10 protein-coding genes and 1 tRNA gene are annotated in these 12,736 nt (G+C 72.6%); 9 read left to right on the top strand and 2 right to left on the bottom strand.

Annotation, left to right across the window (positions count from 1 at the left end; translation table 11 throughout):
• Window positions 1-9 precede the first annotated feature (9 nt).
• The 3 genes from IH09_RS01895 (at window position 10) to secD (ending at window position 3,927) form a co-directional block, all read left to right on the top strand.
• The gene (locus IH09_RS01895; RefSeq protein ID WP_110952015.1) at window positions 10-798 is read left to right on the top strand and encodes a response regulator; all 789 of its coding nucleotides are present in this window, start codon (window positions 10-12) and stop codon (window positions 796-798) included.
• A gap of 99 nt (window positions 799-897) precedes the next feature.
• Window positions 898-1,443 carry a hypothetical protein gene (locus tag IH09_RS38760; protein ID WP_052853484.1) on the top strand — a complete coding sequence of 182 codons (546 nt, stop codon included), beginning with the start codon at window positions 898-900 and terminating at the stop codon, window positions 1,441-1,443.
• 72 nt (window positions 1,444-1,515) lie between these two features.
• Window positions 1,516-3,927, top strand: a complete 2,412-nt coding sequence (gene secD / locus IH09_RS01905) for a protein translocase subunit SecD (RefSeq protein ID WP_052853485.1) — start codon at window positions 1,516-1,518, stop codon at window positions 3,925-3,927.
• A 71-nt stretch (window positions 3,928-3,998) separates the two neighbouring features.
• On the opposite strand, the gene IH09_RS01910 is transcribed toward secD, so the two are convergent.
• Window positions 3,999-4,072 (bottom strand) — tRNA-Pro (locus IH09_RS01910).
• A 55-nt stretch (window positions 4,073-4,127) separates the two neighbouring features.
• On the opposite strand from IH09_RS01910, the gene IH09_RS01915 reads away from it, so the two are divergent.
• The 6 genes from IH09_RS01915 to IH09_RS01940 all read left to right on the top strand — a co-directional run bounded on the left by IH09_RS01915 (window position 4,128) and on the right by IH09_RS01940 (window position 11,899).
• A complete protein-coding gene (locus tag IH09_RS01915) occupies window positions 4,128-4,505 on the top strand; it encodes a DUF488 domain-containing protein (protein ID WP_052853486.1) in 378 nt (125 codons plus the stop codon).
• 141 nt (window positions 4,506-4,646) lie between these two features.
• Window positions 4,647-5,840, top strand: a complete 1,194-nt coding sequence (locus IH09_RS01920) for an argininosuccinate synthase (protein ID WP_052853487.1) — start codon at window positions 4,647-4,649, stop codon at window positions 5,838-5,840.
• Between the two features lie 88 nt (window positions 5,841-5,928).
• Complete coding sequence (gene argH / locus IH09_RS01925; protein WP_052853488.1) at window positions 5,929-7,371, top strand: argininosuccinate lyase; 1,443 nt, start codon at window positions 5,929-5,931, stop codon at window positions 7,369-7,371.
• 154 nt (window positions 7,372-7,525) lie between these two features.
• Window positions 7,526-8,077 (top strand): TetR/AcrR family transcriptional regulator, encoded by a 552-nt coding sequence (locus IH09_RS01930; RefSeq protein WP_052853489.1) that lies wholly within the window; start codon window positions 7,526-7,528, stop codon window positions 8,075-8,077.
• Window positions 8,074-9,669: an MFS transporter gene (locus IH09_RS01935; RefSeq protein ID WP_052853490.1), complete on the top strand. Its 1,596-nt coding sequence runs from the start codon at window positions 8,074-8,076 to the stop codon at window positions 9,667-9,669. The genes IH09_RS01930 and IH09_RS01935 overlap by 4 nt, the downstream gene beginning before the upstream one ends.
• A gap of 256 nt (window positions 9,670-9,925) precedes the next feature.
• The gene (locus tag IH09_RS01940; RefSeq protein ID WP_052853491.1) at window positions 9,926-11,899 is read left to right on the top strand and encodes a 5'-nucleotidase C-terminal domain-containing protein; all 1,974 of its coding nucleotides are present in this window, start codon (window positions 9,926-9,928) and stop codon (window positions 11,897-11,899) included.
• A gap of 91 nt (window positions 11,900-11,990) precedes the next feature.
• Here the strand turns inward: IH09_RS01940 and IH09_RS01945 are convergent, their stop codons facing one another.
• Window positions 11,991-12,659: a lysophospholipid acyltransferase family protein gene (locus IH09_RS01945; protein ID WP_052853492.1), complete on the bottom strand. Its 669-nt coding sequence runs from the start codon at window positions 12,657-12,659 to the stop codon at window positions 11,991-11,993.
• Window positions 12,660-12,736 lie beyond the last annotated feature (77 nt).

Raw genomic sequence — 12,736 nt, forward strand, 5'->3', positions numbered from 1 at the left:
ACACCGCCCATGAACCCGACGCCCGTGAACCCGCCGCGTACGCACCCCCCGGAGGGGCCGGCGCCCCACACGGCCGGCTCCGCCGCGAGCGCGCCGCACCCGAGCACGCCGCAGCCGGCGGGAGCGCCTCCCGAGGGGCCGCAGAAGTTCCACCCGACCCGGATCCTGCTCGCCGACGACCACGCGCTGGTCCGGCGCGGCGTCCGGCTGATCCTGGACGGCGAACCCGACCTCCAGGTCGTCGCCGAGGCCGGGGACGGCGCCGAGGCGCTCGCCCTGGCCCGCACCAGCAGCCCGGACCTGGCCATTCTGGACGTGGCGATGCCCCGAATGACCGGCCTCCAGGCGGCCCGCGAACTCTCCGCGCTCCATCCGGGGCTGCGCATCCTGATGCTGACGATGTACGACAACGAGCAGTACTTCTTCGAGGCGCTGAAGGCGGGCGCCTCCGGTTATGTGCTGAAGTCGGTCGCCGACCGGGATCTGGTCGAGGCGTGCCGCTCCGCGATGCGCGGCGAACCCTTCCTCTACCCGGGCGCGGTCACCGCGCTGATCCGCAACTACCTCGACCGGGTGCGGCACGGCGAGGACGTGCCGGAGAAGGTGCTCACCGCGCGCGAGGAGGAGGTCCTCAAGCTGATCGCCGAGGGCCACTCGTCCAAGGAGATCGCGGAAACGCTGGTCATCAGCGTCAAGACGGTCGAACGCCACCGCGCGAACATGCTGCACAAGCTCGGCATGCGGGACCGGCTGGAACTCACCCGCTACGCGATCCGGGTCGGGCTGATCGAGCCGTAGGGGCGGCGCGGGCGGGCGTACCGGCGGGGCGGGGAGCGCAGGGGGCACCAGGGAGAACCTGGGAAGACCAGGGGAAACGCGATGGGGGAGGGAAGGGCCATGGCCGCCAGGACCATGCGCCGACGGCCCCCTGCCCCGCGCCGGCCGGCCCCGCGCCGGGCGACCGCGCTCCGCCCGCACCCGCACCGCTCCGCCGCGCTCCGCCCGGCCCAGGCGCTGCGTGTCCTCTTCGCCGTCGCCTTCCTCCTCCTCGGCGGTCTGCTCCCACCCGCCGCCACGGCCGCTACCGCAGCCACCGCCACCACCGTCACGGCGGCCGCCCCGGCCGCGGCCGCCGCCCCCGCCACGGCGTCCGACGCCGGCCCGCCTCACGCCTCCGCGCCGCCTCCGGCCACCCGTCCGTACGCCCGCCCATGTGCCCACCCGAACGCCCACCCCTGGGCCGCCGCCCCGCGCCTGGCCGCCCGTGCGGCCGGTGACCACCCGCATCCGGTCCATCCTCCGGTGCCCGGTGTGCTCCCGTCGCACGGCTGCGGGCCCCGGCTGCGGGCGGGTCTCCCGACGCCGCAGCTCCGGGCCACCGCCGACCGTCTCCGGTACGCCGGGCGGTGCCTGGACCGCGCCCCGCCCCGCCGCCACAGGTAACCGACGCCACCCGTCGTTCTTTCCCGCCGCGTCCGGCGACTCCCGGCCGCGGTGTGCCTGTTGGAGGCATTGATGACCCGCGCCACAAGGGTGCGGGCGCTGCTCGCGCTCGCCGTTCTCGCCCTGTCCGTCTATCTCGCCGTGACCCAGCCCGTGCGGCTCGGTCTCGATCTGCGCGGCGGTACGCAGATCGTCCTGGAGACCCGTGATTCCCCCACCGCCAAGGCCGACCGGGACGCCACCGACCGCACGTTGGAGGTCCTGCGCCGCCGTGTCGACGCCCTCGGCGTCTCCGAACCGAACATCGCCCGCTCCGGGGAACGGCGGATCGTCGTCGAGCTCCCCGGCGTCCAGGACCCGAAAGAAGCCGCCCAGGTCCTCGGCCGTACCGCCCAGCTGACGGTCCACCCCGTCCTCGGCGCCGCACCGGCCCCACAGCAGGACACCGAGGACCGGGAGAAGCCCCAGGGCGACGGGAAGCAGGCCCCCGAGGCCCCCGGCAAGTCCGCGGACCCCACGTCCCACAAGACCCTCCCGGACGCGTCCGGCACGCCGCTCCGCCTCGGGCCGCCCGCGCTGACCGGCGCCGAGGTCGACAGGGCCGAGGCGCAGTTCGACGCCGAGTCCGGCACCGGCTGGTTCGTCGGTCTCGATCTGCGGGGCCCGGGGGAGCGGTCCTGGGCCGAGCTGACCGGCAAGGCGGCCTGCGCCCCGTCCGGTGATCATGCCCGCCGCGCAGCCATCGTCCTGGACGAGAAGATCATCTCCGCGCCGCAGGTCGACACCTCGGTCGCCTGCGGCACCGGCATCACCGGCGGCTCCACCCGGATCACCGGCGGCTTCGGCCAGGAGGAGGCGCGCGAGCTGGCGCTGCTGGTGAACGGCGGTGCGCTGCCCGTCCCGGTCGAGCTGGTCGAACAGCGGACGGTCGGCCCGACGCTGGGCGCCGCGGCCATCGCCTCCAGCGCCCAGGCCGCGGCCATCGGCATCGCGCTGACCGCCGTCTTCATCACCGTCGTCTACCGCCTCCTGGGCGCCCTCGCCGCCCTCGCGCTGGCCTGCTACGCGCTCATCTCGTACGCGGCCCTGCTGGCCCTCGGCGCCACCCTCACCCTCCCCGGCCTGGCCGGTTTCGTCCTCGCCATCGGTATGGCGGTGGACGCCAATGTGCTGGTCTTCGAACGCGCCCGGGAGGAGTACGCGGCGGGCGGCGCCCGCCGTGGCGGAACCGGCCGGCCCAGAAGCCTGCGGACCGCGCTGACCGCCGGCTTCCGCAACGCCTTCAGCGCCATCGCCGACTCCAACGTCACCACCCTGCTCGCCGCCGGGCTGCTGTTCTTCTTCGCCTCCGGGCCGGTCCGCGGCTTCGGCGTCACGCTCTCCATCGGCGTGCTCGCCTCCATGGTCAGCGCCCTGGTCATCACCCGGGTACTGGCCGAATTCGCCGTCTCCCGGCGGTCCGTGGAGCGCCGCCCGCGCCTGACCGGACTCGCCGACGAGGGGCGCGTACGCACCTGGCTCACCCGCCGCGACCCCGATCTGATGCGGCACCGGCGCCGCTGGCTGGCCCTGTCCGCCGTCGTGCTGGCCGTCGCCGCCTCCGGCATCGCCGTCCGCGGTCTCGACTTCGGCGTGGAGTTCACCGGCGGCCGGCTGATCGAGTACTCCACCACCGCACCGGTGGACGCCGACCGGGCCCGTACGGCGCTGGGCGACGCCGGCTTCCCGCGGGCGGTGGTCAACACCTCGGGCGACGGCGAGCTGACCGTACGCACCGAGGAACTCTCGGCCGCCGAGGAGACCCGGGTGGGCGAGGTGGTCGGGAAGCTGGGCGGCGGCGCGGAGAAGGTGCGCGACGAGCTGATCGGGCCCAGCCTCGGCGACGAACTGCGGCGCAACGCGCTGATCGCGCTCGGGGTGGCGCTCCTCGCGCAGATGGCGTATCTGGCCGCCCGTTTCCGGTGGACCTTCGGCGTCGCCGCGGTCGCCGGTATGGCGCACGACGTACTGATCCTCGTCGGGGTCTTCGCCTGGCTCGGCAAACCGGTCGACGGGGTGTTCCTCGCCGCCCTGCTGACCGTCATCGGCTACTCCGTCAACGACTCCGTCGTGGTCTTCGACCGGGTCCGCGAGCTGTGGGCGGCGGCCCGCCGTACGCCGTTCGAGCGCATCGCCAACACCGCGCTGCTGCAGACCGTGCCGCGCACCGTCAACACCGGGATCGGCGCGGTCTTCATCCTGGCGGCGCTCGCCGCGCTGGGCGGCGACTCGCTGACCGACTTCGCGCTGGCGCTGCTCCTGGGCATCGGCGTCGGCACCTGCTCCTCGATGTTCACCGCGACGCCGCTGGCCATCGAGCTGGAGGCGCGCAGCAGCGCCCCGCCGCCGCGGCCCGTCGCCCGGCGCTCCGGCGGCCGTCCGGCGGCTCGTGGCGGGCGGCGCCGGGGGAGCCGGGAGCCCGGCGACAACGGCGCCCGGGTCTGACCCGCCGCAAGACAGCGAAAAGCCCGCTGACCGGGAGATTTCTCTCCCGGTCAGCGGGCTTTCGTGCACCGTCGGGACGACAGGATTTGAACCTGCGACCCCTTGACCCCCAGTCAAGTGCGCTACCAAGCTGCGCCACGTCCCGGTGCCCGTACCGGCCGGAAAGTTCGCCGGAAGCGCTTCCGTGCTTCGATGAGGGGATGGGTGAAATATCCAAGAATGACGGGGTTCGGGTGCGCCGGGTGTACGACCCGCCGGAGCCCGCCGACGGCGCCCGGGTCCTGGTCGACCGGCTCTGGCCGCGCGGGCTGGCCAAGGCCGACGCGCGCCTCACCGCCTGGTGCAAGGACGCGGCCCCGTCGACGGAGCTGCGCCGCTGGTACGCCCACCGCCCCGAGCGCTTCGCGGAGTTCGCCGAGCGCTACCGCGCCGAGCTGGACCGGGACGCGGCGCAGCCCGTCCTGGGGCAGCTGCGCGACCTGGCGGCGAGCGGCCCGCTGACGCTGCTGACGGCGACCAAGGATGTGGCGTACAGCCATGTCCCCGTCCTGCTGGGTGTCCTGCGCGAGATGTCCTGAGCCCCGGGCGTCTTGAGTGCCCGGTGCCCCGAATGGCGCTGGCGACGCGCCGCTGACCTGCGCTTTCGTCAAGGCGTTGACGAATCATACGGTGGGCTGCATACTTATACCCATCAGCGTATGCACCGTAAGGAGAAACCCGTGACCGAGCGCGTCGTACTCGCCTACTCGGGCGGCCTGGACACCTCTGTCTGTATCGGCTGGATTGCCGAGGAGACGGGCGCCGAGGTCATCGCCGTTGCCGTGGATGTCGGCCAGGGCGGCGAGGACCTGGATGTCATCCGCAAGCGCGCGCTCGCCTGCGGCGCCGTCGAGGCGGAGGTCGCGGACGCCAAGGACGAGTTCGCCGACGAGTACTGCCTCCCGGCGATCAAGGCCAACGCCCTTTACATGGACCGCTATCCGCTGGTCTCCGCGCTCTCGCGGCCGACCATCGTCAAGCACCTGGTGGCCGCCGCCAAGAAGCACGGCGCCACCACCGTCGCCCACGGCTGCACCGGCAAGGGCAACGACCAGGTCCGCTTCGAGGCCGGTATCTCCTCCCTGGCCCCCGACCTGAAGTGCATCGCCCCGGTCCGGGACTACGCGATGACCCGCGACAAGGCCATCGCCTTCTGCGAGGCGAAGAACCTCCCGATCGCGACCACCAAGAAGTCGCCGTACTCCATCGACCAGAACGTCTTCGGGCGGGCCGTGGAGACCGGCTTCCTGGAGGACATCTGGAACGCCCCGATCGAGGACGTGTACGAGTACACGGAGAACCCGGCCGCCGTGCGGGAGGCCGACGAGGTCGTCATCTCCTTCAAGGAGGGCGTCCCGGTCGCCATCGACGGCAAGCCCGTCACCGTGCTCCAGGCCATCCAGCAGCTCAACGAGCGGGCCGGCGGCCAGGGCGTCGGCCGGATCGACATGGTCGAGGACCGGCTCGTCGGCATCAAGTCCCGTGAGGTGTACGAGGCGCCCGGCGCGATCGCGCTGATCACCGCCCACCAGGAGCTGGAGAACGTCACCGTCGAGCGCGAACTGGCCCGCTACAAGCGGCAGGTGGAGCAGCGCTGGGGCGAGCTGGTCTACGACGGCCTGTGGTTCTCGCCGCTCAAGCGGGCCCTGGACGGCTTCATCAACGAGGCCAACCAGCACGTCACCGGCGACATCCGGATGACCCTGCACGGCGGCCGGGCGGTCGTCACCGGCCGGAAGTCCGACGAGTCGCTCTACGACTTCAGCCTGGCGACGTACGACACCGGCGACACCTTCGACCAGTCGATGTCCAAGGGCTTCATCGAGCTCTTCGGCCTGTCGAGCAAGATCGCGGCCAAGCGCGACCTGGGCTGAGCCCGGTCCACCGGCCACGCGTACCCAGCCGCCTCCCCGCCCTCGGCGCGGGGAGGCGGCGGCACATCCACAGTCTTGAGGAGCAGCAGTGAGCAACGGCAACAGCGGTGATGTCCGGCTCTGGGGCGGTCGGTTCGCCGACGGACCGGCGGCGGCGCTCGCCCAGCTGTCGGCATCCGTCCACTTCGACTGGCGGCTGGCGCCGTACGACATCGCCGGCTCCCGCGCGCACGCGCGCGTCCTGCACGGGGCCGGTCTGCTCACCGCCGACGAGCTGGCACGGATGACCGAGGGCCTGGACCGGCTCGAAGCCGATGTGGCCGCCGGCGACTTCACCGGCACCGTCGCAGACGAAGACGTGCACACCGCCCTGGAGCGCGGTCTGCTGGAGCGGCTCGGCCCGGACCTCGGCGGCAAGCTGCGGGCCGGCCGGTCCCGCAACGACCAGGTCGCCACCCTCTTCCGGATGTATCTGCGCGACCACGCCCGGATCATCGGCGGGCTGCTCGCCGAGCTCCAGGAGGCGCTGGTCGGGCTGGCCGAGGCGCACCCGGACGTCGCGATGCCCGGCCGTACCCACCTTCAGCACGCCCAGCCGGTGCTCTTCGCCCACCATGTGCTGGCCCATGTGCAGGCGCTGTCCCGGGACGCGGAGCGGCTGCGGCAGTGGGACGAGCGCACCGCCGTGTCGCCCTACGGCTCGGGCGCGCTGGCCGGATCCTCGCTCGGTCTCGACCCGGAGGCGGTCGCCGCCGACCTCGGGTTCGAGCACGGCTCGGCCGGCAACTCCATCGACGGCACCGCCTCCCGCGACTTCGCCGCCGAGTTCGCCTTCATCACCGCGATGATCGGCGTCAACCTCTCCCGGATCGCCGAGGAGGTCATCATCTGGAACACGAAGGAGTTCTCCTTCGTCACCCTGCACGACGCCTTCTCCACCGGCTCGTCGATCATGCCGCAGAAGAAGAACCCGGACATCGCCGAGCTGGCGCGCGGCAAGTCCGGCCGGCTCATCGGCAATCTGACCGGTCTGATGGCGACCCTCAAGGCGCTGCCGCTCGCGTACAACCGCGACCTCCAGGAGGACAAGGAGCCGGTCTTCGACTCCTGCGACCAGCTGGAGGTCCTGCTCCCGGCGTTCACCGGCATGATGGCCACCCTCACCGTCCACCGCGAGCGCATGGCGGAGCTGGCCCCGGCCGGTTTCTCGCTGGCCACCGACATCGCTGAGTGGCTGGTCAAGCAGGGTGTGCCGTTCCGGGTGGCGCACGAGGTCGCGGGTGAGTGCGTCAAGGAGTGCGAGGCGCAGGGCATCGAGCTGGACCAGCTCACCGACGAGCAGTTCGCCAAGATCTCGCCGGAGCTGACCCCCGAGGTCCGTACGGTCCTCAACGTCGCCGGTGCGCTGGCCTCGCGCAACGGCCGCGGCGGCACCGCCCCCGCCGCGGTCGCCGTCCAGCTCGCCGAGGTGAAGGCCGACCTGGCGGCGCAGCTGGTCTGGGCCGCGGCCGGGAAGCGGCGCACGGCGTAACCGCGGAGTGCGCGACGGCGGCCCTCACCCGAGTGGTGGGGGCCGCCGTCGTCCGGGCGGCGGGGCCGCCGTCGGCCGCGGGGGAGGGGCCGCGGAGCACGGCCCCTCGGATATCGATGAGACATCTGTGTCTCATCCGGCTAATCTGCGTCTCATGGCTGTGGATCGTGAACAAGTACTGAAAGAAGCCGCCGCGCTGCTCACCCGCCGGGCGACGACGTCGATGGACGAGATCGCCCGCGCCGCCGGTATCAGCCGGGCCACCCTGCACCGGCACTTCGCGGGGCGGGACGCCCTGATAAGGGCGCTGGAGGAACGCGGGATCGAGCAACTGGCGCAGGCGATGGACGCGGCCCGCCTGGAGGACGGGGACGCCGCCACCGCGCTGCGCCGGCTGGTCACCGAGGCCGAGCCGGTCGCCGGCATGCTGGCGTTCCTCTTCACCGAGAACCAGCTCTTCGAGGGCGAGGCGGTCAACGCCGGCTGGGCCCGGCTGGACGGCAGGATCAACGCGCTCTTCCGCCGCGGCCAGGAAGAGGGCGACTTCCGGATCGATCTCAGCGCAGCCTGGCTCACCGAGGCGCTCTACGGGCTCATCGGCGCCGGATCCTGGGCCGTGCACGAGGGCCGGGTCGCCCGCAACGACCTCAACCACTCCATCGTCGAGCTGCTGCTCGGGGGCATCCGGCGGAGCATGGAGAAATGACCGGGACCACTCCGAGCGCACCGGCCGGTTCGGCGACGGTGGACGACGAGCCGCGCCCGGGGCGTTGGCTCGCCCTCGCCGTCCTCGTCCTCGCCGTGCTGCTGGTCGGCGTCGACGCCACGGTCCTCGGCCTCGCCACCCCCTTCCTCAGCGAGGACCTGCGCCCCTCCGGGACGCAGCTGCTGTGGATCGGCGACATCTACTCCTTCGTCATCGCCGGCCTGCTGGTCTCGATGGGCAGTCTCGGCGACCGGATCGGCCGGAAGAAACTGCTGCTGATCGGGTCCGTCGCGTTCGGCGGGATGTCGGTGCTGGCCGCGTACGCCACCAGCGCCGAGATGATGATCCTCGCCCGCGCCCTGCTCGGCGTGGCCGGTGCGACGCTGATGCCGTCCACCCTCGCCCTGATCCGCAACCTCTTCCACGACCCCCGGGAACGCAGTCTCGCCATCGGCATCTGGGGCGCGATGGCCTCGGCCGGCACCGCCGTCGGCCCGGTGCTCGGCGGCTTCCTGCTGGGCCACTTCTGGTGGGGCTCGGTCTTCCTGATCAACCTGCCGGTGATGGCGCTGCTGGTCGTCGTCGGCGCCAAGGTGATCCCGGAGTCCCGCAACCCCGATCCCGGCCCCTGGGACCTGCCGAGCGTGGGGCTCTCCCTGGTCGGCATCATCGGCGTCGTCTACGCCATCAAGGAAGCGGCGGTGCACGGCTTCCGCTGGCCCGTCCTGCTGGCCGCCGTCATCGGCGTGCTCGCGCTGGTCGTCTTCGTCCGCCGCCAGTACACCCTCGACTCGCCGCTGCTGAACATGAAGCTCTTCCACCACCGGGGCTTCTCCGGGGCGGTGCTGGCCGACCTGCTGACCATCCTGGGCCTGTCGGGGCTGGTCTTCTTCCTCTCCCAGTTCCTCCAGATGGTGCAGCTGCGCTCGCCGCTGAACGCCGGGCTCACCGAACTCCCGGCCGCGGTCGGCGCGATCGGCGCGGGCCTGGCCGCCGGATACGTCGCCCGCCGGCTCTCCGTACGGATCGTGGTGGCCGGCGGCCTCGCGGTCGTCGGGCTCGCGCTCGCCGGCTGCATCGGCCTGCACGCCGACACCAGCACCGTCGAGTTGGGCGCCATCCTCTTCGTCGTCGGTGTCGGCGGCGGCTTCGCGTTCACCGTCACCGCCGATGTGATCCTCTCCAGCGTGCCCAAGGACGAGGCGGGCGCCGCCTCCGCGGTCTCCGAGACGGCCTACGAACTGGGCGCCGCGCTCGGCATCGCCCTGCTCGGCACGATCGTCACCGGCATCTACCGCGGCTTCGCGGCGCCGCCCGGGGTGCCCGCGGGCGCCGCCGACGCCGCCCGTGAATCGCTCGGCGGCGCCGTCGACACGGCCGCCACCCTCCCCACGGAGCAGGGCGCCGCACTTCTGAAGACCGCTCAGGACTCCTTCGTCAGCGGTCTGGACGTGGCGGCCGGGGTGGGCGCGGCGGTGCTGCTGGCCGCCGCGGCGGCCGCGTGGTTCCTGCTGCGCGGCCAGGAGCTGGGGCACAGCCCCGTGACGTCCGGCGCCACGTCCGCGTCCGGCGGCCCGGCCGAACACCCGTAACAGGGCGGCCCGTCGGGCGCACGCACGGTCGGCCCGACGCGCGAACGAGGGACAGTCACGGCCCGGAACGCCGGCTCGGGCGTGTCCGGTGGATCACTGCGGCGCGCACCCGCGATGATCCACGGGACACGCCCGGGGGCGACTGTCCCACGCCCGTTCACGCCCGGTACGCGCCCTGGTGGCCGGACGGCCCACGCGGCACGCTTGACTCTCCCGTCGTCCCCCCTCGGTCGGCCCCGCTCAGGAGAGTGACGCAGTGCGCGACATCGGAAGACGCTCCTTCTTCACCGCAGCGGGGGCCCTGGCCACCGCGAGTGCCATCGGCAGCGACGCCTACGCCACCGGCCACGCCCGTGACGCGGCGAGCGCCGACGAGTACGTGGACGTCCAACTCCTCAACATCACCGACCTGCACGGCTATCTCCAGGCCGCGCCCGCCGCCAACTCCGTCATCCGGGGCGCGCACGGCAAGACCTACACCGTGGGCGGCGTCGCCTATATGGCCGCCCACCTGGAGCGCCTGAGAGCCGGCCGTCGCAACTCCCTCTTCTTCGCGCCCGGCGACCTGTTCTCGGGCTGGGAGTTCGACGCGGCCTCCTTCGCCGACGAGCCCACCATCGAAGTGCTCAACACCATGGGCCTGGACTTCGCCTCGGCCGGCAACCACGAGTTCGACAAGTCCGCGCGGTTCCTCACCTCGCATATGCAAAAGGGCGACGCCTACCCGGTGACCGGCCGGGACGGCTCCTTCCGGGACTCCACCGGCCGGCGCTTCCGCGGCGCCGACTTCCCTTACTACAGCGCCAACATGGTGTGGGACGACGAACGCGGCGGGACCGTCCTGCCGCCGTACAACGTCGAGTACGTGGACGCCGGCCGCGGCCGCCGGCTGCCGATCGGCTTCATCCACCTCACCGCCCTCGGCACCGAGAACTTCCCCGGCTCCTACCAGCCCGGTCTGCGCACCCTGGACGAGATCGCCACCGCCAACCGCTGCGCCGCCGAACTCAAGGCCCGGGGCGTCAACGCGATCGTGCTGAGCATGCACGACGGCGCCGTCGCCGGCGGCGACTTCGAGAGCGGCAGCAACCCCTCGGGCCCCGCCTACGAGCTGGCGCTGCGGGTCTCACCGGACATCGACGCGATCGTCACCGGCCACTGGCACACCGCGTTCACCATGATGGTGCCGGACCCGGACGGGGTGCCGCGCCCGTTCGTCGAGGCCGGCTGCTACGGCCAGCTGATCAACGAGATCAACCTGCGGCTCGACCCCGACACCGGAGCGGTGGTCCGGGCCCTGACCACCTCCACCAACCACCCCAACACCCGGGACGTGACCCCCGACCGGGAGGTGCGGGCGATCACCGACTACTGGGCGGGCTACGGCGCCCGGCGCGCCGCCACCCCGATCGGCCGGCAGTCCGGTTCCTTCACCCGGCGCCGCAACGCCCTGGGGGAGAGCACCATGGGCAACCTCGTGGCGGACTGGGCCCTGTGGGCGGGCAGACAGCCGCACGGCCCGATGGACGATCCGGGCGGCTACCGCAACATCCCCGCGGAACTGGCCGTCATCGCCGTCGCGCCGCGCGTCGGCCAGGCCATCATCGGCGGGGACCTGGTCCGTGACGAGGCGTCGGACGGCACGGTCACCTTCGGCCAGGCGTGGCATGCCGTCGGCTTCGGCGACCCGATCATGACGGTCACCGTCACCGGCGCGCAGATCCACGACGCGCTGGAGGAGCAGTGGGCACCGGTCGCCGGCGGTCTGCTGGGCTTCGCGCCGCTGGCCGTCTCCGGCAACGTCCACTACACCTTCGACGCGGCGGGGCCGGTCGGCCGGCGCGTCAACCCCGATGCGGTGTTCGTCAACGGCACCGCACTCGACCCGCGCCGCCGGTACCGCCTCGCCGCGCCCTCGTACACCCTCATCAACCAGGACGGCTACAGCGCCTTCGGCGGCTTCACCGAGCCGGTGCGGCACACCCGGGACTTCGAGAGTTTCGTCGAGTTCGTGCGCGGACGGCGGGAGCTGGCCCCCGCGCCGCTGAACCGGGTCTCGGCCGTGAACACCAAGCTGCCGGGTGCCCGGATCGGCACCGTCCCCGGATGGCATCAGCAGTCGAAGGCCGCCGCCGACGCAGTCCCCCGTCCCGAGGCGGCGCTGCGTTCGGCATCGGCCGCGGGCCTGCGGGGCCTGCGCGCCGCCGGCGGCTTCCGGGTGCCCTGCTGAGACCCGCCCGCCCCGGCCGGTCCTGACCAGCCGCTCCGCGCAACGCAAGGGGCCCCGTCCGACGGACGGGGCCCCTTGGCATGCGGTCGGGTCAGGCGGCCCTGGCCTTGGTGGCGTAGATGTCGACGTACTCCTGGCCGGACAGCTCCATGACGTCGCTCATCACCTCGTCGGTGACGGCCCGCAGGACATAGCGGTCGCGGTCCATGCCCTCGTAGCGGGAGAAGTCCAGCGGCTCGCCGAAACGCACCGTCACCGGGGCGATGTGCGGCCGGCCCTTGCCGCCGGGCTGCACCTTGTCGGTGCCGACCATCGCGAACGGCACGACGGGCGCGCCGGTCATCAGGGTGAGCCGGGCGACGCCGGTACGGCCGCGGTAGAGGCGGCCGTCGGGGGAGCGGGTGCCCTCCGGGTAGATGCCGAAAACGCCGCCCTCGTCCAGGACGCGGCGGCCGGTCATCAGCGCCGCGGCACCGCCCCGGCCGCCGTCGCGGTCCACCGGGATCATGCCGGAGCTGGTGAAGAACCAGGCCATCAGGCGGCCCTTGACGCCCTTTCCGGTGACGTACTCGTCCTTGCCGATGAAGTACACCGGGCGCTTGACCAGCAGGCTCAGGAACAGCGAGTCGATGAACGTGACGTGGTTGCCGGCCAGGATCACCGGTCCGCTGCCCGGAATGCGCTCCATGCCCTCGACCTTCGGGCGGAACAGGACACGCATGACCAATCCGAGAATCGCCTTCAGCAGAATGCGGGACAACGGGTCCTCCGGGTGGTGACTGGTCGACGGCAGGGAACAGGGAACGCGGGGCGGTGCAGCCCAGGACGATACTCGCG

The organism is Streptomyces celluloflavus (genome assembly GCA_000720995.1).
Taxonomy (GTDB): Bacteria; Actinomycetota; Actinomycetes; order Streptomycetales; family Streptomycetaceae; genus Streptomyces; species Streptomyces celluloflavus.

Bases quoted from the DNA above. Each gene is read 5' to 3' on its own strand.
- IH09_RS01895 (WP_110952015.1), top strand. From the start codon at position 10: ATGAACCCGACGCCCGTGAACCCGCCGCGTACGCACCCCCCGGAGGGG.
- IH09_RS01915 (WP_052853486.1), top strand. From the start codon at position 4,128: ATGGGTGAAATATCCAAGAATGACGGGGTTCGGGTGCGCCGGGTGTAC.
- IH09_RS38760 (WP_052853484.1), top strand. From the start codon at position 898: ATGGCCGCCAGGACCATGCGCCGACGGCCCCCTGCCCCGCGCCGGCCG.
- secD (WP_052853485.1), top strand. From the start codon at position 1,516: ATGACCCGCGCCACAAGGGTGCGGGCGCTGCTCGCGCTCGCCGTTCTC.
- IH09_RS01930 (WP_052853489.1), top strand. From the start codon at position 7,526: ATGGCTGTGGATCGTGAACAAGTACTGAAAGAAGCCGCCGCGCTGCTC.
- IH09_RS01935 (WP_052853490.1), top strand. From the start codon at position 8,074: ATGACCGGGACCACTCCGAGCGCACCGGCCGGTTCGGCGACGGTGGAC.